This is a genomic window from Dethiosulfatibacter aminovorans DSM 17477 (genome assembly GCF_900142005.1).
GTDB classification, from domain to species: domain Bacteria; phylum Bacillota; class Clostridia; order Tissierellales; family Dethiosulfatibacteraceae; genus Dethiosulfatibacter; species Dethiosulfatibacter aminovorans.
On record NZ_FQZL01000004.1, the window covers coordinates 19603 to 42382 of the forward strand.

Annotated in this window: 17 protein-coding genes; 7 read left to right on the top strand and 10 right to left on the bottom strand. The window is 40.0% G+C overall.

The features are described 5' to 3' along the window. Nucleotides 1-1413 carry a serine dehydratase gene (locus BUB05_RS00105; RefSeq protein ID WP_073045313.1) on the bottom strand — a complete coding sequence of 471 codons (1413 nt, stop codon included), beginning with the start codon at nucleotides 1411-1413 and terminating at the stop codon, nucleotides 1-3. Nucleotides 1414-1431: 18 nt separating this feature from the next. Continuing rightward, on the bottom strand, nucleotides 1432-2328 hold the full coding sequence (locus tag BUB05_RS00110) for an NAD(P)-dependent oxidoreductase (protein ID WP_073045316.1): 897 nt from the start codon (nucleotides 2326-2328) through the stop codon (nucleotides 1432-1434). Between the two features lie 450 nt (nucleotides 2329-2778). On the opposite strand from BUB05_RS00110, the gene BUB05_RS00115 reads away from it, so the two are divergent. Next, nucleotides 2779-3321, top strand: a complete 543-nt coding sequence (locus BUB05_RS00115) for a cysteine hydrolase family protein (protein ID WP_073045319.1) — start codon at nucleotides 2779-2781, stop codon at nucleotides 3319-3321. A 27-nt stretch (nucleotides 3322-3348) separates the two neighbouring features. Further along, complete coding sequence (locus tag BUB05_RS00120; RefSeq protein WP_073045322.1) at nucleotides 3349-4794, top strand: sigma 54-interacting transcriptional regulator; 1446 nt, start codon at nucleotides 3349-3351, stop codon at nucleotides 4792-4794. Nucleotides 4795-4946: 152 nt separating this feature from the next. Here BUB05_RS00120 and BUB05_RS18980 read toward each other — a convergent pair whose 3' ends face one another. The 3 genes from BUB05_RS18980 to BUB05_RS00130 all read right to left on the bottom strand — a co-directional run bounded on the left by BUB05_RS18980 (nucleotide 4947) and on the right by BUB05_RS00130 (nucleotide 7722). Continuing rightward, on the bottom strand, nucleotides 4947-5021 hold the full coding sequence (locus tag BUB05_RS18980) for a hypothetical protein (protein WP_139257915.1): 75 nt from the start codon (nucleotides 5019-5021) through the stop codon (nucleotides 4947-4949). Between the two features lie 51 nt (nucleotides 5022-5072). After that, complete coding sequence (gene nhaC, locus BUB05_RS00125; protein WP_073045324.1) at nucleotides 5073-6476, bottom strand: Na+/H+ antiporter NhaC; 1404 nt, start codon at nucleotides 6474-6476, stop codon at nucleotides 5073-5075. Between the two features lie 73 nt (nucleotides 6477-6549). Next, complete coding sequence (locus BUB05_RS00130) at nucleotides 6550-7722, bottom strand: trans-sulfuration enzyme family protein (RefSeq protein WP_073045327.1); 1173 nt, start codon at nucleotides 7720-7722, stop codon at nucleotides 6550-6552. Nucleotides 7723-8077: 355 nt separating this feature from the next. Between BUB05_RS00130 and BUB05_RS00135 the strand changes: the two genes are divergently transcribed. After that, nucleotides 8078-10138: a sigma-54 interaction domain-containing protein gene (locus tag BUB05_RS00135; protein WP_073045331.1), complete on the top strand. Its 2061-nt coding sequence runs from the start codon at nucleotides 8078-8080 to the stop codon at nucleotides 10136-10138. A gap of 76 nt (nucleotides 10139-10214) precedes the next feature. Here BUB05_RS00135 and BUB05_RS00140 read toward each other — a convergent pair whose 3' ends face one another. After that, a complete protein-coding gene (locus BUB05_RS00140) occupies nucleotides 10215-11477 on the bottom strand; it encodes a Glu/Leu/Phe/Val family dehydrogenase (protein WP_073045334.1) in 1263 nt (420 codons plus the stop codon). A 735-nt stretch (nucleotides 11478-12212) separates the two neighbouring features. On the opposite strand from BUB05_RS00140, the gene BUB05_RS00145 reads away from it, so the two are divergent. Then, nucleotides 12213-12863: a YczE/YyaS/YitT family protein gene (locus BUB05_RS00145; protein ID WP_073045336.1), complete on the top strand. Its 651-nt coding sequence runs from the start codon at nucleotides 12213-12215 to the stop codon at nucleotides 12861-12863. A 149-nt stretch (nucleotides 12864-13012) separates the two neighbouring features. Here BUB05_RS00145 and BUB05_RS00150 read toward each other — a convergent pair whose 3' ends face one another. Next, nucleotides 13013-14068 carry a PTS sugar transporter subunit IIC gene (locus BUB05_RS00150; protein WP_073045338.1) on the bottom strand — a complete coding sequence of 352 codons (1056 nt, stop codon included), beginning with the start codon at nucleotides 14066-14068 and terminating at the stop codon, nucleotides 13013-13015. 181 nt (nucleotides 14069-14249) lie between these two features. Continuing rightward, complete coding sequence (gdhA, locus tag BUB05_RS00155; protein ID WP_175548482.1) at nucleotides 14250-15593, bottom strand: NADP-specific glutamate dehydrogenase; 1344 nt, start codon at nucleotides 15591-15593, stop codon at nucleotides 14250-14252. Nucleotides 15594-16035: 442 nt separating this feature from the next. Between gdhA and BUB05_RS00160 the strand changes: the two genes are divergently transcribed. The 3 genes from BUB05_RS00160 to BUB05_RS00170 all read left to right on the top strand — a co-directional run bounded on the left by BUB05_RS00160 (nucleotide 16036) and on the right by BUB05_RS00170 (nucleotide 20231). Continuing rightward, nucleotides 16036-17727: an alpha/beta hydrolase gene (locus tag BUB05_RS00160; RefSeq protein ID WP_073045346.1), complete on the top strand. Its 1692-nt coding sequence runs from the start codon at nucleotides 16036-16038 to the stop codon at nucleotides 17725-17727. Between the two features lie 96 nt (nucleotides 17728-17823). Then, a complete protein-coding gene (locus tag BUB05_RS00165) occupies nucleotides 17824-18549 on the top strand; it encodes an ABC transporter ATP-binding protein (protein ID WP_073045349.1) in 726 nt (241 codons plus the stop codon). Continuing rightward, entirely contained in the window at nucleotides 18546-20231 is a 1686-nt protein-coding gene (locus BUB05_RS00170) for a putative ABC transporter permease subunit (RefSeq protein WP_073045351.1), read from the top strand. The genes BUB05_RS00165 and BUB05_RS00170 overlap by 4 nt, the downstream gene beginning before the upstream one ends. Here the strand turns inward: BUB05_RS00170 and BUB05_RS00175 are convergent. Beyond that, nucleotides 20214-21929: a cache domain-containing sensor histidine kinase gene (locus BUB05_RS00175; RefSeq protein ID WP_073045354.1), complete on the bottom strand. Its 1716-nt coding sequence runs from the start codon at nucleotides 21927-21929 to the stop codon at nucleotides 20214-20216. The two genes, BUB05_RS00170 and BUB05_RS00175, sit on opposite strands and share 18 nt — an antisense overlap. Further along, entirely contained in the window at nucleotides 21913-22692 is a 780-nt protein-coding gene (locus tag BUB05_RS00180; protein ID WP_073045356.1) for a response regulator transcription factor, read from the bottom strand. Before BUB05_RS00180 ends, BUB05_RS00175 begins: the two co-directional genes overlap by 17 nt. Nucleotides 22693-22780: the final 88 nt, after the last annotated feature.

A 22780-nucleotide genomic window follows, 5' to 3' on the forward strand; every position in this document is an offset into this window, starting at 1 on the left:
TTATGCATTCACAAGCACTATGCCAAGGTCATTGGCAATTTTTTCAGCTTCTTCTCTTGATGGAGATGCATCTCTGAGAACCAGTCTTCCGCCGCCTCTGTTGAGGGCATCAATCATTACTGTAGTTTCATCAGTTTCTATGGTAACCTTTTGTATTGAATACTCCGTACCCTTCACTACATCAATTTCAATACCCTTTGACCGTGTCATTCCTATAGCTTCCTTATACATCTTGTAATCGGCAGTAGATGCTCCAAATACGGCTCCCATCACAACACCAGGCATGTTTATTCCTCTTCTTGCAAAAAGTTCAGGATATAGTTCAACGGTCACCTTTTTAATCTTGCCTTTTCCCTTTGCCAGATAATGGGCTATTCTTGCAGTGTTTGTAGGCGATCCTACAGCCTGGCTGCTTCCACCAACGACAGCCTCTCCTAGAGTGTTGGTTATAGGCGCAACTCCCTTGGCGATTGTCTTCGCCTTTTCGCCAGCCTTCACAAGCATTGAATCCATTATTTCCTTTTCCGCTTCTTTCACTTCATCGGTTATCAAAGCCTCAACTTCGGGCTTTGTCTTGAAGAAAGGCTGAAGATAGTCAACCACTACCGGCACGACCTGTTTTGCAGATACAGGATGGACCTCTGCAGCCATAACCATCATTACATCTATGGGTACATTAACTTCAATATTTGAATTAAGCGCAAGCCCTGCACTAAGGTTTCCTACAACTATCGCTCCACCAATATGCGTAGCACAAAGTCCCGGAACCATTACCCTTGGAGTGCACGGAACGGCAACCGTAGGAGATATTGAAAGAACCATTGCTCTCTCCATTTCTTTTGGAGTTCCGTTCTTAAGGGAAACCACTGCTGCCGCAACCGCTGTAGCTCCAGCTCCAAATCCTTCCATATTGCATCCTGTCGTAGTCTTTCCAACTCTGAAATAGGACCCCACCTTTAGCATAAGTGCTGCAGTTTCAGCAATTGTGTTCCAGTCATAGTCCATATCCTTCATAGCTCTTACAAAGCCCGTATATGGACATGAATCGCCTGTTCCCGCACACGGATTAAGTCCAATTACATGGTTTCCAACCTGGGCTGACAGCGTGTATATCAACGCTCTGTTGATAAATTCATCCTTGAAAAGTTCAGCCATGCCATTTGCAGTAAGATCCGCTCCAACAGTACCCATGATAGGGCTTTCACCATCAGTCATTCCTCTTTGTATCGCTTCAAGGTTGTGCTCCAGTTCCACCATTACATCCTTGAGAACCTCTTCTCTTGAAAGACCTGTCATTATCTGGGCTTCTTCCAGTATGACATCAACGACTCTCGCATCATTCCTCTCTGCAATTTCCAAAATATCACCGAAAGTCAACGGTGATTTTTCAACAATCATTTCCTTAATTGACATTTTTTACTTCCTTATATATTATTTTTCGCTTCTCACTTCCACATCAGCCCATTTTTCAAAGACCTTGATTACAGCTGATATGTCTTCCTTGCCAAAGCCCTCTGCCCTTGCAGCCTCAAACATCTGTTGCGCCATGTTTCCTGTCACAAGAGGAACCTGAAGGTCTTTTGCAGTGTCTATTGCAAGCTGGAGATCCTTATATTGAAGATCTATCATGAATCCAGGATCGAAATTGCCTTTCGAAATATAGTTGTCATATTTGGCATTTAAGGCATATGAACCTCCTGAACTTTTACTGATTATGTCATACATGGTATCAGCAAGAAGACCAGCCTTTTTACCCAGAACAAGAGCCTCCGCAACAGCTACCATGTTTGCTCCAAGCAGCAGGTTGTTGACGGCCTTAACAGTATCTCCAGCTCCTATTTCTCCTACATGGTTGATTTTCGATCCTATGGATGAAAGGACATGTGTGATTTTTTCAACTACTTCTTTCGATCCACCAATCATTATTGTTAATGTTCCCTTTTCAGCTCCTGCAGCTCCTCCACTAACAGGCGCATCCACTACCTCAACATTTTTATCGCTGCATATTTTATGTATTTTTCTAATTGATTTTGGCGTTATACTGCTTAAATCCACTATGATGGTTCCTTCTTCACAACCACTTAGAACACCATTCTCTCCCAAGACAACGGCTTCTACAATTGCAGAATTCGGAAGGGATGTAAATACAACTTCAGATTTTGAAGCTACATCCGCCGGTGAAGAACCTGCCAAGGCCCCCTTGGATACCATATCTTCCACATTAGCCTCTATAACATCGTATACTGTCAACTCATATCCGGCAGATAAGATATTGGAAGCCATATTCTTACCCATAACTCCTAAACCAATGAAACCTATTTTTTTCATAATTCCTCCTAAATAAATATATATTTCTACTTATGCAATTTACATGCCAAAAAAACCGCCCTTTTTTCGCCCTATTTCCCTTTAAATCCAGAGGGTCCATTTCAAGTTTGAAATACTTTCGATTAATTTCCCTTATAAATTCAATTTTAGCCCTTTATCGGCATTTCAAGTTTGAAACGTCCACTTTCATGCTTGAAATGTTCTTTATGATATTAAGATCCTCCTCTGCGAATCAAAAAATTCAAACATAATTGCAAATATTCCGTGAACAAAAAATTTGAGTATACAAAAACGCTGTTAGAAATTGTTATTATCACTAACAAATTGTTACAAAATATTCCAGTGTTAAACGCAAGAATCAGTATTAGTAATTGACTTATCTAATTTATTCTGCCTATAATTGAGTTATGGATATTGTTAATTGATAAAAAGTAATTCAAGGAGAGTCTAATGAGTAAATATGCCGTTATCGTTATCGATGTTTTAAATGAATTTATTACAGGAGCAGTTTCTCGTGATACAAGCAAATCTGTCATTAATCCAATTGCTCGCCTGACAGAGGAAGCAAGAAAGAAAGATGTACCTGTTATATATGCCAATGACACACATATCGTCGGAGAAGACAAAGAATTGGAAATATGGGGCGACCACGCTATTGCCGGCACCAAGGAAGCTGAAGTCGTCGACGAACTTGCACCACAGGATGGTGACTATGTAGTAAACAAGCGAAGTTATAGTGCATTCTACAAAACAAATCTCGATTTATTGTTGAGAGAATTGGGTGTGGATACATTGATTATTACAGGATTATATCTTCATATTTCCGGCAGGCAAACCTGCGTAGACGGTTTCAACCTGGATTATCAACTGATTGTCCCCCGGGAATCTACTGCCACTTTTCCTGAAATAGATTTTGAGCAAAGCCTTCGCATGCTGAAGGATACTTTGGGTGTTAAAATCTGTAGTGTTGATGAAGCCATTGAATTACTGTAGTCTACCAATTACCAAGGAGTATCAAAAATGCTAAATAATATTGCAATTTTAGAAAATTTAGAACTGCTAAAGTCAATCATCAACTCCTTTGACGATGGCCTGAGTATAGTTGACCAAAACGGGATGCTTGTTTATGCCAACAACCAATACGCACGCATGTTTTCACAAACAAAGGAAATGATGATAGGCAAGCCTATAGAAGAAATATATAAAGACAGTGTTTTGGTGCAAGTTCTAACTACCGGTAAAGCTATTGAAATAAACGAATTGGGATCAAATGTTCTCAATCAGTACAAGGCAAAGGGCTACCCCATATTAATAAACGACCAGCTTGTTGGAGCCCATGCCATAACCAAATCAATACCAACTTTTTCAGAAGAATTCGAAATGGATAAATCATCAGATCTGGATATGACAATCGGAGATGATATATTTTCAAAAATTATAGGTTGGGATCAAAGCCTGAAAAATACAATCTATAAAGCGAAGAAAACCGTTGGCGCTTTAGGCGGCCCACGCCACTGCATCATAACCGGCGAATCAGGTACCGGAAAAACCATGCTGGCAGAGGCCATATACCATTATGCCAAAAGCATAGGCGTCATCAGCAAGGATGCACCTTTCGTTGAAGTGAATTGCGCTCAGTTTACAAATCCCGATATTGCAGCCATGGAGATATTCGGAAGTGCCGAAGGAGCATATACCGGATCCAAGAATAAGAAAGGTCTGTTTGAGATAGCCAATGGAGGTATTCTTTTTCTCGATGAAACTCATCGACTTGAAAATTATCAGGATTTGCTTCTCAAGTCCCTGGAATCCAAGAAAATCAAACGTATCGGCGGAACAAAATACATACCTGTAGAAGTAATTGTTATTGGCGCATCAACAGAAAACCTTGTAGATGTGTTGACACCCGCATTGTATCAGAGACTGGCACAAAACATACTGGCATTGCCTCCTTTGAGAGAAAGAACGCTCTCTGAAAAAAGAACCATCATAGACAACTTTGCCGACAGGTACATAGCTTCAAGCAAGAAAAGATACAAAATCAATTTATCCATTGAATTTACGCCTGAAGCAAAAAAGAAACTGTTGAACGGATATTATCCCCGAAACATAAGACAATTCAGGGATATAATATTTGCAAGCATAGATGAAGCCGTACCTTTAATCAATTATATTTCTTCAGAGAATTACGTGGATGTAATTGTAGATGTAAATCATATTCCTGATATGGGTATGGGAGAAATACCCGCTGATGAAGAAATTGTCGATAAACACACTGAAGCAGATAACAATAATATTGAATTTGTCTCAAACCTAATAAGCAAAACCAATAAAATGGACCAGATGATTGAAGAATTGAATAAAAATGGATTTGGACCAAGAAGGATCGCCAAAATATTGACCGAGGAAGGTTATAATATAAAATATTATCAGGTTGCCTATAAACTTAAGAATCTTAAGGATTAATAACCCTGAAATAAACAACAAAAGATTGCCTTAACAAAAGGAGAGGGTGACAAATGTCACCCTCGATTTGAGTATTTTAAAGCCTCATTACATCAACAGTCAGTAAAGAGCCTCATCATCTTTACATTTTACACTTGACTCTAAACAATTTTTCAAGGCTTTAAACAGCTATAATATACTTGGGTTTGCCTAATAATCATAAATTCATTACAAGTTGAACAAATCATTAAATACTATATTATCTTTGCTTTATTTAATTTTTGAATTAACTAAACTCGTTAAATACTCTCCGTTTCAACTTCATCATTACCTAGCTTTTCTATAGTTAATCCAGTGTATCCATATATAACCGATATTATAGGATTAATATAACACAGGAACGCATAAGGCAAATAAGCCAAGGTCGCAACTCCCAAAGTGGATGCCATGAAGGCACCACAATTGTTCCACGGGATTAACGGTGATATCACAGTACCCGAATCCTCAAGAACCCTGGAAAGATTTTTGGGATGCAAGCCTTGCTCTGCATACCTTTCTTTAAACATGCTGCCTGTTATGATAATTGACAAATACTGGCTTGCAGTAAGGATGTTAATCGCAAGACATGTAAGCACTGTTGATAAAACAAGAGATCCTGTGCTATTGGCCCTCGCAAGAATTTTTTCAATCATGACATGCAACATTCCTGTCTTTTCCAGTATGCCTCCAAATGCCATTGCCACGAGTATTAGTGATATCGTCCAGGACATACTCGACATTCCGCCTCGATTCAACAACTTGTCAATAACAGCTATACCCGTATCAGAACTGAATCCATAATGCGCTACATTCACCACATCATCCAGGGAAGCTTTTTGTATCGCCATAGCGAGTACAGCTGCCAGCAATGCTCCTAAAAATAATCCTGGTAAAGCCGGAACCTTCTTTATTACCATAATAATTACCATGACCGGTGGTACTAAAAGTATTGGATTGATAACAAAATTGGAGGATAGTCCATTTAATATTATTTCAATATTGGATCCGTCCAGTGTGCTGCTGCCGTATTTTATTCCCAATATTCCATATAGCACCAGGGATATCAAAATACTTGGTCCTACGGTGTATACCATATGCTTAATGTGTTCAAAAAGTTCGGATCCTGCCATTGCAGGTGCAAGATTGGTAGTATCCGACAAGGGAGACATCTTGTCTCCAAAATAAGCTCCCGATATTATTGCTCCCGCTACCATTGGGAGCGGAATACCCATGGTTTCACCTATTCCTATTAGTGCAATACCAATTGTTCCAACTGTACCCCACGAACTTCCCGTAGCAATCGATACAATTGCAGACAGAACACAAGCTACAATTAGAAATACCTTGGGCGATATTATAAGCAATCCATAATATATCATCGACGGAACTACGCCTGCCAGTATCCATGTGCCTATAAGAATCCCTACAACGAGGAGAATCGCAATTGCTTGAAGCGAATTCCCCATAGTTTCTATTATGTATTTTTCAATTTCTTCCCATTTAAAACCGGCTGCAATCGCAACGGCAGCTGCTACCGCCGCAGAAAACACAATCGGTATATGTGGTCCGGTGCCCAAATACCTCAAACATACTATCAAGCTGGCTATTAATGTAAGCACAGGTATTAATGCAAACGCAATATTCATTTTCCTATATTCTTTCATAAAACACTCCTAATTAAAATCATTAATTTTGCACTTAAATAAACTGTTGTTTTTGTTGCTGTAAATCCAATATTTATTCAAACACCCTTAAGGCTTTCGTAAAATCATTTATCAAATCTTCAATATCCTCAATGCCTACCGATACCCTCATCAGCCCATCGCTTATTCCCATCTTCAATCTTTCTTCTTTGGTAAACTGGAAATGAGAAGACAGAACAGGGTAAGACAGGGTTGTGCTGTATCCCCCTAGAGTCATGGCATATTTGACTATATCCAGTTCTTGCATGAACCTGTTGACTTTGTCCCTGTCCTCCGGAAGCTCAAAACTTAGCATTGCACCATAACCATTTTCAAAAATTCTTTTTGCCAATTCATGTTGTGGATGCCCTTCCAGATTCGGATAATTGACACCCAGCACATTGGGGTTGCGATCCAAGACTCCTGCCAAGGCATTCGCGTTATCCATTTGCCTTTTTACACGAAGATCCATCGTCCTGATGCCACGCTGACACAAGAATGATGAAAAGGAATCCATTGTACAGCCAAGCAGAGCCTGCAAACTTTTCGCTTTGCCTATCAACTCTTTGGAGGATGTTGCAGCTCCACCTACCACGTCACTGTGACCGTTTGCAAATTTCGTTAGACTGTTGATCGAAACATCCGCTCCAAAATCCAACGGCCTGAACATTAGAGATGTCGCAAATGTATTGTCCACAATCAGTCTTGCATTGTTTCTATGGGCAATATTGGAAACCGCTTCAATGTCAACTATTGTCATAAGCGGATTAGATATTGTTTCCGTATATATCACCTTTGTTTCATTTCTTACGGCACTTTCCAATTCTTCCAAGTTGTTGAAATCAACAACCGTTGTTTCAATACCATATCTTTTCAGCGACTTCAACAAGTCCAAGGTCTCGCCGTACAAATTGTTGTTTGCAACAACATGGTCACCCACTGCCAGCATCGAAAGAAATATTGTTGATATCGCAGCCATACCCGAACTGCAAATCATTGAATCTTCTCCATTTTCCAGATATGTTACCAGTTCTGCAAGAGCATCGCGGTTCGGATTCCTGATTCTGTTGTAAGTATAACCTTTTTCAGAATAGTATTTCTCCAAATCATCCAAATCTTTTCCATGGAAGGCAGTCGTAAGATATATCGGTGCAATTTCAGGTTCGTTCATTTTTCCTTTGACTACAGAACCCTTCTTTATTATTTGTGTCCCTCTGTTTCTAATCATCAATTCCAGTCTCCTAACATATTTTCACTTTACTTATACGTATAAGATTGTAACTTTGATTTGCTTGAAACAATGAATTCATTTTTTTCAGTTTGTCGACACCTATCTACATAAGCACAAAGCATGCCAATTTAAGTCCGTCCATCCAACAAGCAAAAACCACAACAAGCAATATCCAATTAGCAAGCTATCACCCAGCCGTTTCAATTAATTCAGGCCTTTGCATTTTAATATTAAATTAATTATTTTTTATGCAATATATAAAACACCAGAAATACTTCAATGTTATATCTATAAACCGGGATAAAGTTATGCTATAATTATCCCATAGAATTATAGAAAGGATACGACCGTTATGAAAAAAATAGCTATAATTACCACCTCTTCAGAATATGCCGACTTTCATTCCAACGCATTAAAAAATTTGTTTAAGGATGATGTTGAAGTAAGTTCATATTCCTACGATAACAATACCATCGACGAGGTAATTGATGCCGATTTGTTCTTGACTTCAATACCTTCTTTGTACCACAAGTCTATTAGAAGCATACCGAAGAATTCAAAGGTACTGGTCTTTAAAAACACAATAAACAACCGCCAATATGAACAAATCCAAAAAATACCCTCCGGCACCACTGTTTTGGTTGTCAACACCGATTTTGAGACAACAATGGAAACAATCGTACTCTTTCATGATTTGGGATTGGATCATTTGAAATATTTGCCTTATTTCCCGGGAATAGAAAGTTTCCATAAAACAGATGTTGCAATCACACCTGGAGAGTCAGAAATCGTGCCGGATTTTGTTGATAAAATAATAGATATTGGACACAGGGTAATAGATGTCGATACTTTGACAGAAATAGCAATTTCTTTGAACCTGGAACATTTGTTGACGCAAGACTATTTTATTGAATATCTGAAAACCATAAAAATTGTCAACAACAGCCTCATATCTCAATTGAACAAAAGCAATCTATTGAAAAACCAGATTCTAAGTCTTTTAAACGTTGTTGATGACGGCATTATCATTATTGACAGAGAAGGCAGTATTGACATTTTCAACGAAAAGGCATTTGCCATACTTGGCGGGAAAAGCAATTTGCTGAATTCAAAAATCAAGGACATCATTCCCCAGATTGAATTCGAAAATGTATTCAAAACCTTAAAGGAAAGCGAACCTACTATCATCAAATATAGTTCAAAGGATCTTTCCATCAAGACAGTTCCCGTAACTACATACAACGAGGCTTCAAGCGCAGTAATCATCATTAACGATTTCAACAAAAAAGAGCAGTCACAGTTTATTCTGCGTTCCAAGCTCGTTGGCAAAAATTATAATGCCAAATATACTTTCGATGATATTTTGAGCTGCGACAATTCATTCATACAAATAAAAAAACTGGCCGAGAAACAAGCCAAATCTGACCTGTCAATGATAATCTATGGAGAGAGCGGCACAGGGAAGGAAATGTTTGCTCAAGCCATACACAATGCATGCAACAGAAGAAATCATCCTTTTACCGCAGTGAACTGCGCAGCCTTGCCTGAAAATCTTCTGGAAAGTGAGTTGTTCGGGTATGAAGAAGGCGCATTTACCGGAGCCAGAAAAGGCGGGAAACCAGGCTATTTTGAACTGGCGCATAAAGGGACAATATTTCTGGATGAAATAGGGGAAATCAACAGCATTATGCAAGCAAAATTGTTAAGGGTACTGGAAGAAAGAGAAGTGACGAGAGTCGGTGGCAGCAATGTAATTCCTGTTGACATCAGAATAATTTCTGCCACGAACAAGAATCTATGGCATTTGGTTGAAGAGGGTAAATTCAGGAATGATTTATATTATCGACTGAATGTACTTCCACTCACACTTCCTCCTTTGAGAGAGCGACCTGATGACATATTGTTGTTGTTTGAAAATCAAAAAAATAATATAAAAGCTGGTTTCGAGCTGTCCACTGAAGCAACTGAAATATTAAAAAATTATCCGTGGGGAGGAAATATTCGGGAACTTAAAAACTGCGTTGAGTATCTGAATACATTGGGTAAGGATATTATTGCACCATATGATTTAAACAATATCTTAAGGCAAAAATCACCATCCGCTGTTATGTATCCTGATTTAGATAACAATTTGTTGAGTTTCTTTGAAACAATAAAACTAGAACGCGAAAATTATAAATTCATTTTAGAGTGTTTGCATTCCAGCTACAAAAACAGAACCAGAATAGGAAGAAGAAGCATATTGAGCATGTCTAAAGATAGCGATCTATTCTTGAGCGAAGCACAAATCAAAAAAATGCTTACCGTAATGCAAGTATATAACTTGGTTAAATTGTCCAACGGTAGAGGAGGCACCACTATTACAAGTCTCGGAATCAAAGCACTGGAATCATTAGAGAAACAATACCTTTAAGCGCTTCATAAAGCAAAACACCTCTCACATTAATGTAAGAGGTGTTTTAATATTTATATAGTATTGAATTTCTGGATTACTTAACCCATCCTTTGCATCTCATAGCATCTGCTACACGCTTAATTGCCATCATGAATGCAGCAACTCTCATTGTTACATTTCTTTCTTCCATCAGCTTGTAGATGTCATTGAATGCGTTAACCATTTTAACTTCCTGCTTTTCCTGAACTTCTTCAAAAGACCAATAATATCCCTGTAGGTTTTGTACCCACTCGAAGTATGAAACCATAACTCCACCACCATTTGAAAGGATATCAGGTACAAGAAGTATTTCTCTTTCCTGGAGCACCTTGTCGGCTTCAGGAGTTGTAGGACCATTAGCTCCCTCAACAACTATTTTAGCATCCAAACGCTTAACTGTCTCGGAAGTAATTGAGTTTTCCAGTGCACATGGTGCGAACAGATCAACTTTCATATCGTAGATAGAATCTCTGTCATATTCTCTAGCTCCTTCAAATCCTTTGATCATGTTCTTGTTTTCAGGAATATTTACATACTCATAAAGAGCCGCTATGTCAATACCATCTTCATTAACAAGCGCACAAGAAACGTCAGATACAGCTATAACTTTTGCACCCATTTCCTGAGCGTAAAGTGCCGCAAATCTACCAACATTTCCAAATCCTTGTACGGAAACAGTTGCGCCTTTCATATCTATATTTTTAACTCTGAAAGCTTCCTTCATCATAAGAGCAACGCCGTAACCTGTAGCTTCGAATCTAGCAAGAGATCCACCTATCGCAAGTGGCTTTCCAGTGAATACGCCGATTCTTTGTTCTCCTTCCAATTTACAAAATTCGTCTACCATCCATCCCATGATTTCAGGAGTAGTGTTTACATCTGGAGCTGGAATATCAACTTTTTCACCAATTACTGGATATATAAGCTCAACAAATTTTCTAGACATTCTCTCGATTTCACCCTTGGACATTTCTCTTGGGTCAACTATGATTCCGCCTTTTCCTCCACCGTAAGGTATTCCTGCAACAGAACACTTGAAAGTCATCCAAGCTGAAAGAGCTTTAACTTCATCTCTTGATACGTTTTGGTGATATCTGATTCCGCCTTTTCCAGGACCAACTGCATCACTGTGAAGAGATCTGAATCCTTCGAATATTTTTAGTTCTCCATTATCCATTCTTACTGGTATAGCAACTTCCATACAAGACTTTGGCTGCTTAAGCATTTCATATACTTCTTGTGTTTCTCCTAAAGCATCACACGCTTCCTTGATTTGTGATTGAACAATCTCAAATGGATTTAAAGTTTTTTCTGCCATTTTGTTTCCTCCATAGGTTCATAATTTAAATTTTAATTTTGATTTTGATTGCTGTTTCGTCGTCAGCTAATCTAGTAGCAATATTAACACAATAGAAAAAAAGTGAAAACCTGGAAAAACAACTATTTCATTAACAAATCGTAACAATTGCCCTCCCTTTCAAACTATGCATTTTTATGTACGTTTCAATCTTGAAACGTTTAGATGTTTCGTTTCCTATGTTACGCGCAATCAAAAACATTCATATCCAGACATAACACATATGCGTTGCAATAAGCTAGTTACAGCATTTTCCAACATATCTCCATGCTAAATATACAACCTTTGTTAACGGACTGTCAAAAAAAATCAGAAACCAAGAATGTAAATATATTTTTATAATTATTCATCATTCTTATAATGTTTTATTATATTGCATATCTGAGTAATATTTATTAAACATGTATCTTTTTGTGAATTTAATATCATGTTAACTTGAGTTATGTTTTCTTTTTCCAATCTTTATTATTTCAACCTTGAAACGTCCTTTATTGATTTTTCATAGGAAAACGTTATTGATTGCGCAAGTTTTAACACACCTTCTTGCATTATATACTGATTGAATATTTTTTTGACAAGGCTGCATTGTCACCTGCACATACTGTTAAAAACAAAACTTTCGTTGACACCACTTGTACAGGTGGTACAATTGATTAAAACTAAGTTGATTTCAAATTTTATTTCCAGGAGGCAAATATGAAAGATTTGTTTAAAAAGTTTCTAATTATGAACATCGGGCAATTTTTATACGCTTTAGGCATCACCATGACCATTAATGCTGATCAGGGCATGTCACCCTGGACTGTTTTTCATCAGGGAGTCGGGCTTCAGCTGGGACTAACCATAGGCCAAGCCACCATTCTAGTAGGATTTGTTATTATAATCATCAATTTCATATTCAAGGAAAAAATCGGATGGAGTACAGTTGCTAATATGGCACTTGTAGGCATCTATATAGATTTACTTATGTTCAATAACTTGGTTCCCATATTTAAAAACATATACTTGAGCTACACCATGATGTTCATGGGTATGTTTTTAGTAGGCTACTCAACTGCAATTTACGTTGGTGTAGGATGGGGATCAGGTCCCAGAGACGGCCTTGTATCTGTAATAAAGAAAAGAACACCCTTGTCGGTCAAGACCATCAGAAGCGGAATAGAATCATTGGCATTAGTCTTTGGATACTTTATGGGCGGTAAAGTAGGTATCGGAACAGCCGTTATGGCTATTTCTGTAGGATTCTTTGTGAACCTGGCATTCAGACTGGCCAATTTTGACATAACTGAAATAAATCATACTTATTTAGATGATACTGTAAAAACAATGCTGAGAAAAACAGCATAATAAAATTCTCAGGACATCGAGTCCTTCGAATTATCTGACGTTCAAATGAATGTTAATTCCCAGATACCGGAATTATCTCGAACGTCATGTAAATAAAAGCGACCCTTTCGGTCGCTTTCTTATACCCGCTGTATTCCTTAAGATGTAAATCATATATCCAGCTTCAAATCCTCTGCCTTTATGAGCTTCATCTTCTTCATGACATTGTAAAACAGCAGCCCAAGAAATGCAGGCAGTAGAAAATGAACTATAATAATTGCTATATACATCTCAGCTCCTCCCTTGCCTGCAGCTTCCATTGCCTCGACTGCACCAAACTGTCCAACCAGTCCGGACGTTCCCATACCCGAGCCTATGGCAGTATTCTCCATTCCGTAATACGCAGTTGCTAATGGACCTGTAATTGCCGAAGTGGCAATGGCAGGTATCCATATCTTCCAGTTCTTTACTATGTTGGGGACCTGAAGCATTGAAGTTCCAATTCCCTGGGATAACAATCCTCCTATGCCGTTGACTTCAAAACTTATAACGGCAAATACTATCATCTGCGCCGAACACCCGGCTGCCGAGGCTCCTGCAGCAAGACCTCCAAGACCCAGCATAATGCCGATTGCTGCACTGCTGATCGGCAAAGTCAATGCTATTCCCATCAATACAGATACCAGAATGCCCATCGGTATGGGCTGCAGTTCTGTAGCTGCATTTATGAGATTGCCAAATCCAGTCATGAAAGCATTGATTCCAGGTCCTACAAGGGTACCCACCAGCATTCCTGTTATTATTGTCACTGCAGGAGTTACAATAATATCAAGCTTTGTCTCCCGTGAAACAAGCTTTCCGAACTCTGCACCGACAAGTCCAGCCAAAAGAGCTCCTACAGGACCTCCAAGGGCTGCACCGGCTGCTCCCGTCATTGTTGACGCAAACATGACCAGCGGAGGTGCCTGAAGACCATAGGCGACAGCAACGCCAATTCCAGGCCCTGTCATTGCTCTTGCTATGGGCCATACCGTCTCTGACAGAAAGGTGATTCCCGACTTCTGTCCTATTACATTTAGTATGCTTCCAACTATCAAGGTGCCAAACAATCCCAGTGCCATAAATCCCAATGTGTCTATAAGATATCTCTTCACTGATATCTCAATATTCTTTCTGGCTAAAAACCCTTCTTTTTTACCTTTGTTTTCAACACCATTATTATCCAAAACAACTCCTCCTGATAAAAAATATAATTTCAGCTATACTTCAATTATATTATTTTATTCCGCATAAAGCAAAACTATCTTGCACTTGTCTTGTCTCTCGCGCAATAGAAAACATCAGAAAAGTCACAGCCTTGAAAAAGACTGTGACTTGGTTTACTTCTATTATTATACTATATCTATATTAAACAATACCTTGAGCCAACATAGCTTCAGCTACTTTCTTGAATCCTGCAATGTTTGCACCGGCTACTAGGTTGTATCCGAATCCGTACTCTCCTGCAGCAGCAGTTGCACTGTCGTGGATGTTCTTCATGATTTCCTGAAGCTTCCTGTCAACTTCCTCTGCTGTCCAAGACATTCTCATACTGTTCTGAGACATCTCAAGAGCTGAAGTTGCAACACCACCTGCATTGGCAGCCTTTCCAGGTCCTATTACCACACCGTTCTCCATCAGGAACTCAAGTGCTTCGTTTGTAGTAGGCATATTTGAAGACTCGCATACGAACTTGATTCCGTTCTCAACAATTTTCTTCGCATCCTCCATATGAATCTCGTTTTGAGTTGCACATGGCATGATTACATCAACTTTTCTGCCCCAAGGCTTCTCGCCTTCAAAATATTCAACGCCGTACTTGTCAGCGAAATCCTTAACCTTGTCTTTTCCTGAAGCTCTCATTTCTAGAAGGAAATCAATTTGCTCGCCTTTGATTCCGTCTGGAATGTATACATATCCGTCAGGACCGGAAATAGTAACAACCTTTCCGCCAAGCTGAGTTATTTTCGTACAAGCTCCCCATGAAACGTTACCGAATCCTGATACTGCGAAAGTCTTTCCTTCTATTGATTCTCCCTCATGCTTAAGCATTTCTCTACAGAAGTAAGTAGCTCCAAATCCAGTCGCCTCAGGTCTGATCAATGAACCTCCGTAAGAAAGTCCCTTACCTGTAAGCACTCCGTTCTCGTATGCACCTTGAAGTCTCTTGTACTGTCCGAACAGGTATCCGATTTCTCTTCCACCAACTCCGATGTCTCCTGCAGGAACATCAATGTAAGGTCCAATGTGTCTATAAAGTTCTGACATGAATGCTTGACAGAATCTCATGATTTCTGCATCAGATTTTCCTCTAGGATCAAAGTCTGATCCACCTTTACCTCCACCTATAGGAAGTCCTGTAAGTGAGTTCTTGAATATTTGCTCGAATCCAAGGAATTTGATTATTCCCTGATAAACTGTGTGATGGAATCTCAAACCACCTTTATAAGGTCCTATTGCACTGTTGAACTGGATTCTGAATCCTCTGTTAACTTGTACGTTACCTTCATCGTCAATCCATGATACTCTGAAATGTATTTGTCTTTCAGGCTCAACAAGCCTCTCAAGAAGATTAGTCTTTTCATACTCCGGGTGTCTCTCTATAACAGGTTCTAAAGATTTTAGTACCTCTTCAACTGCCTGTAGGAATTCAGGCTCTGCAGCATTTCTCTTCTTTGTAGTTTCCAATACTCTTTCAATGTAAGCGTTCATTTTTTGTTCCTCCATAAATCATAAATTTTAATTCTTTAAACATTATGCTAAATCAAAATTTCGTCGACTGAACTTCAAAGCAATAGTAACACAATTGAAAAAATGTGGAAATAGGGAAAACGATTATTTTGTTAAGAATTTGTAATAAACGGGCGCTCATCTTACGGTTTTGCAATTTCGCCTGCATTTTTAATGCAACCTTCCCCATTTTTGCTGCATCAAGTACCGAACAGGTAAAATATTATCCTCCTCCTTCCTATATTTATATATAAGCACCTTTTTTATGGTCTATATTTATTATATAATAAAAACAGTAAGGTTATTCATTTTATTTTATATATATTTTAAATACTGATAATATTTATGCTCGACTCAGCGCAAGAAATCAGTCACTCTGCTTTGGCCATGCCAAATCAAAGACAAAACCGGAAGGAGACCAACTATGAAAAAACCATTTTTACTGCTATTATGTTTGATTATTGTTTTTTCCACATCATGTAAAAAAGACGAACCACCTGAAGAAATGCAGGAGGATATCGTAGCTGACGAAAAGTATGCTGAAGAAACCGGAAATAAATACTTAAAGGACCTCTTCAATGAAAAATATGAAGAAGCCTACAACAATTATCCTCATGACAGCGCAATGGAAGATGCTGTCGATCCTGAAAAATACAAGAACATCATGGATGGTGTCTATAAACAACAGGGTGAATTCAAGGAATTCAAAGGTTCGGAAACAAATATCAAGGGAGACTATATTATCTTTACTTCAGGAGCTCTCTTCGAATACGGAGCACTCAATGTAAATGTAGTATTTGACAAGAAGGGACGACTTGCAGGAATAAACTTCTCGGAATACACCTTTGGATTTGACGAGCCTGAAAACCTGACAGACGATCAACTTGTTGAAATGGCCACCGCCTACCTGAAGGACCTTCTGGAAGGCAGGTACATAGACGGATACAACAAGCATCCCCACAGCAAACAGATGGAAGAACTGTTGAATCCTGAAGAATACGAAAAAATGTTTGCAGAACTCAAGAAGACTTCGGGAGAATTCATAAGCTTCAATGGAAATGAAGTTACAATCCTTGGAACATACAAGTCCGTTGCCATAGGAACACTCTTCGAGAAACAAAACTACAACATGAATGTTATATTCGATTCATACGGAAAGATTGGAGGATTGAATTTCACAATTTATACATTCGGCGAAGACGAGGTGCCGGAAGGCCTCAGGGAAGCGGATGTTGAATTCGGCCTTGAAGATTGGAAGCTCACTGGAAAGATAACCCTTCCAAAAGAAGAAGGCGTATATCCCCTGTTGATTCTTGTACATGGATCGGGCCCCAACAACATGAATGAAACCGTAGGCCTCAACGAGCCATTCAAGGATATAGCATACTACCTTGCCGAGAAGGGTATAGCAGTTCTAAGATACGACAAAAGAACCTATACTTATCAGTCATCCATAGTGAATCTGGAAGAATTCACAGTATATGACGAAACCATAGATGATGCCGCTGAAGCTGTGAAATTCGCTTCAAGTCTAGACTATATCGACAGTGACAATATCTTTGTACTGGGTCACAGCCTGGGAGCCTATCTCATGCCAAGGATTGCAGAGGTCACCGATGATGCCGGGGGCTATATAATGGCTTCCGGTATATATACCAGCCTTGCAGACATAGTTCCTTATCAGTATGAATACCTGGTAAACCTTGACGGAAAAGTAACCGAAGAGGAACAGAAACAGCTGGATGAAGCAATAATCCAGTCACACCTGATGAAAAATCCCGATGACATAGAGGAAGGAGAAATAATATTCGGAGCCTACAAGGCTTACTGGAAAGACCTGGCTGAGTACGATCCCGTTGCACTTGCAGAGAAAATTGAAAAACCGGTCTTTGTCCTTCAGGGAGACAGGGACTATCAGATTCCCGTCAGTGAGTTGGAGCTCCTGCAGGATACTCTTTCCCAGAAGGAAAACTTCAAGTTCAAGGTGTATGAAGGGCTTAACCACCTTCTCATGTTCGGCACAGAAAAGCCTACGCCCCAGGAATATTATGTAGAAAACACCGTTTACCCTCCTCTTCTTGACGATATTATCGATTTCATCATGGTTAATCAATAATTTGAGTACATTAATTTGATAAATCATTTAGTATGAAAACATTTACAATAATTCATAGGAGGAAGGCCGGAATAGCAGTTATGGCCTTAAAATATCATGTTGAAAATTAAAAACCTGTCGAAATCATATTCAAAGGGTACAAAAAAAGCAGTGGACAATATTTCCTTCACTGCAAGAAAAGGAGAAATCTACGGATTTCTGGGTCCAAACGGCGCAGGCAAGACAACAACCATAAAAATGATAGTGGGGCTTTTGAAGCAGGATGAAGGAAGTATTTCCATAAGCGGAAAGGACACAGTACGAGAAAGCCTTGAAACAAAGCTCCTCACAAGCTATGTGCCCGACAACCCACAGGTCTATGAGAAGCTCAAGGGAATAGAATACCTCAATTTCATGGCCGACGTCTACAACGTAGGTAAAAATGAACGAAAAGAGAGGATTTCAAAATATCTCAGCACCTTCGAACTTGAAGATGCAGTAAACGACCTGATCAGTTCCTATTCTCACGGTATGAAGCAGAAGATTGTCCTTACGGGAGCACTCATAAGCGATCCCGACCTCTTCGTACTTGACGAACCAATGGTGGGACTCGATCCAAAATCGTCATTCAACCTAAAGGAGATAATGAGGGAAATGTGTGACAACGGAAAGACAGTATTCTTCTCAACCCACGTATTGGAGGTTGCAGAGAAGATTTGTGACAAAATCGCAATAATTAACAAAGGAAAGATAATAGCCGAAGGAACAATGGCTGAACTCAAGCAAAAAGCCGGAAAAGAGGAGTCTCTGGAACGTATATTCCTGGAGGTAACAGAAAAATGAGAGAAATACTATTTCTTACAAAAGCCAGCCTTATGAACAACTTCAACGTTCACGGCCTCAATCCGAAAAACAGTGTAACCACTAGGGACAAGGCAAAGCCCCTTATATTCATTCTTGTAATAATTGCCCTTATGCCTACCTACCACTATTATGTTACATTTTTGAAACAATTAAGCAAATCGTTGCTAATGCTCAATCAAGAGCTTTATTTCTCCACCCTTGCCCACTATATGGCATCATCTATCGTCTTTTTCTTCGGGCTTTTGTATGTATTGTCCTATTACTATTTCTCAAGGGATACGGAAATGCTAATCCCCCTGCCACTGAAGGGAAAAACCATAGTTGTTTCAAAATTCATAACCATACTTGTGTATGAATATGTCCTGTTGGCCGTCTTCCTAATACCAATACTTGTCATCAACAAAAGTCTTGTTGGCGGCAATATCATATTATATATACTGAAATCAGCACTTACATTCCTGCTGACACCAGTGATTCCCCTCTCATTTGCATCAATAGTGATAATTGTACTTATGAGGACCACCAATATCAAGGGCAAGAAAGACCTCATAAGACTGGTGTCAATGTTCCTTTTCATGTTTGTAATTCTGGGAATACAGATAGTCATTCAGAGAAGCATGGTGCAAATCCCTCCCGGTCAGGAACAGGAATTCATCGCTACCCTCTTCAAGGACAACAGGGTACTCATAGATATGATGGGAAGGTACTTCCCTGTTTCAAAGTGGACTTCAATCAGCCTTTCCGACTCCGGAATTGCTTCAGTCACGAGTTTCCTGAAGATAATTACTGCAAATGCAGCAGCCTTTGGAGCAATGGTTGCAGTAAGCGAAAAAATATATCTGGGTGGAATAATCGGAGGAAAGGAAGCACAGGCAAAGAAAAGAAAATTGACAAGCAAGGAACTGGAAGAAGCTTCAGGAAGGGTTTCCAAGAATTACATCGCCATATTCAGGGCGGACATGATCACCCTGCTTAAGACACCCATCTACATGTTCAACTGTGTCAGCATTGTTATTCTCATCCCCTTCATTCTCCTTGTCATGCCTTCCCTGACAGGCACTGCAGGTGATATAGAGGAACTCGGGAACTTCTATTCAATGTACGAAAGTTACTTCACCTTCGGCATGGCTGGAGGATTCATGTTTTTTGCTGCAATGAATCCGACGGCACCGTCAGCCTTTTCAAGGGAGGGAAAGACATTCTGGATATCAAGGATAATTCCCGTAAAAACAAGAGACCAGATAATTGGCAAGGGACTGTCCCCAATGCTGCTGCAGCTTCTGACAATAATCATCGTGTCAACAGGAATAAGATTCTACATACCTGTAGGAATCACAGGTCTTTTGACTTCAGCCCTGCTTGGCCTGGCAGGATCCATTCCTCTCGTAATGGCCGGTCTTGCTATAGACATCACCCGTCCCCTCCTCGACTGGGACAATCCCCAGAGAGCCGTAAAGCAGAACTTGAACGTACTCATATCAATGGGGATAGGATCTCTTGTGACTCTAGGGCTAGGCCTATTGACCTTTCTAATGCTGAATAATGAACTGTCGCCAATGCTTATTACAGCCGTCGACCTTTTGATAATAGCTGTTCTGACAGTACTGTCATACAAGATTCTCTCAAACAGGATGGAAGTACAGCTAAGGGAGATGGAGTAGCGGAATTCTTATCAGAGCCTCCGTCCCCTTCCCCTCTTCAGAACTTATTTCAACACCATAATCATTTCCATAGTAGAGCTTTATCCTTTCATCCACATTCCTGATTCCTATTCCGCCAAGCTTTATGTCGGATTTTTCTATCTTGTCCACAGAAAATCCCTTTCCGTCATCCTTTATCAACAGTTCCACTGTGTTTTTCACTTTTTTTGCTGATATTGTGATTTTTCCTCCCTTCTCAAGCTCCCTGATTCCATGATAGATTGCATTTTCCACAAGGGGCTGGAGGATTATCTTTGGAACCATCATCTGCAATAGTTCCTCATCCACGGAAAATTCATATTCAAGCCTGTCCTCGTATCTCTGCTTCTGAATGAAGAGATACTCCCTGGCATGGTTCAGTTCATCCTCAAGACTTATCATCTCATCTCCCTTGCTTAGGGAGAGCCTGAAGAATGATGCCAGGGACTTGGTGATGTCTATTACCTTCTCGCTTTCTCCAAACTCCGCCATCCATATTATGGTATCCAGGGTGTTGTAGAGGAAATGGGGATTTATCTGGCTGTAGAGTGCATTTATCTCATAAGTCCTCAGATACTTTTCCTTGCTGCTTATGTCATCCATTAGGTCTCTGATCTTAAGCGTCATCTCATTGAAATGTTTCGCCAGGTTTATGGATTCGTAGCATCCCTTTTCGTCAACTTCAGCATCAAGGTTTTCGTCTATATTTATCATGGCCTTTTCAAGTTCCTTGATGGGGTCCGTTATCCTTCCCGCTATGAATATTCCGCTTCCCATGGTTATGGCGAATAGTATGAGACCTGCTATTGCGAAGGTCTCGAGAATCTGTCTCTGGATCATGGAAAGGTTATCCAGGGTCGAGATGCCAGTCAGTATCCAGTCGCTTCCCTCTATGCTGTAGTGGTGGGTGAGTATTCCCATGTTGCTGTCGTATCCGTCCTGCATCTTGAGTATGTCCACAAGCTTGCCGATTTTTTCATCATCTGTGAAGTAGAGCGTATCGGGATGGTATACCACCTCATAATTGTCGTTGAGTATATAGGCATAGCCTTCCCTTCCAAGGTCCAACCCTTGAAGGTAGTCCTCGATGACCCTGTAGCCAATGTCCATGAGGAGGACTCCCAGATTTTCACCATTCTCGTCTACAATCTCCCTGCTGATGGACAGTACCCAACTGTCCTTGTCCATGGAAAACTCCTGCATCCTTATAGAGGTGAGGACAGGCATGCCGTCACCGTAGACCACGTCCTTGTACCAATCCTGTTCCATCATGTCATCGGACACTGTCATATCCAGTTCCTTCTCATTGGATATGACAGCTCCATCCTTCCCGACAATTATCACAGAAACCAGAAACTCGTCCGTTGAAAGAACATCTTCGATCCTGTCCATTACCGAGACCCTCTGTATTCCATCATTGCCTTCCAGATATCCTGTTATAACCCGGTCCTTGGCGATCATGGAGGAAAGTGCCTTTACCTTGTCTATGTACAGCTCAACATACCTGCCGCTTCTGTCTACGGAATCCCTTGTGGATGCAAGCTCGTCCTGAAGGATTACATTTGATATGCTGAAATACATTATGGATCCGAGGATAGCAATTATGAGAAGACTTGCCGTAAGGAAATAGAGGGACACCTGGACCTTCAGGTACTTGAGAAATCTAAACCTGGTCATCATCGGTCTTCACCTTCTTCTTGTATTGCTTAGGGGACATGCCGTAGGCAGACTTGAACCGTGTACCGAAATAGTTCACATCATCAAAGCCCACCTCGTCTGCTATTTCATAGTTTTTCTTGTCCGTCGTCAAAAGAAGTATCTTTGCCCTTGAAAGCCTCCTGTCCAATACATATTCCTGAAATGCAACCCCGAAGGTCTTCTTGAAAACTGTGCTCAGATAGCCTGTGCTGAATCCCATCTCGTCGGCCATGAATGTAAGGGAAAAGTCATGGTTTCCTATATTTTCATCGATGATTTTCTTCATTTTCTCCCCGTATCCACCGTCATCCAATGCATCTTCATCATTGAGTCCGTCCACAATTTCATATACCTTTTTGTCACGGTTCCTATCCTCAAGAATTGATGTGAATTTTTTCAGAACTCCCTCGATATCCTTCCTGGATACAGGCTTCAATATATAGTCATCAACACCCGTCCTAAGGGCTGCTACTGCATAGTCGAAATAGTCGTATCCCGTAATGAATGCTATGAGTATCTCCTTGTTGTCCACCTTCACCTTTTCAGCAAAAACAAGCCCGTTCATTCTGGGCATGTTAATATCAGCCAGTATGATTTCGGGCTTTTCCTTTTCATAGATATCCAAGGCCTCCTCGCCGTTTGAAGCTTCCAGAACCTTTTCAATATTCAATTTTCCATAATCGATGAGGGATCTTATCCCCCGTCTTATGAATGGTTCATCGTCTACTATCAATAGCTTGTACATTTTGCACCTGACCTTTCAGAATACTGCCGTTAATCATATTTCTCATGCGTAATAATCAAGCCATCAAATTATCGAACACTCCCGCAGG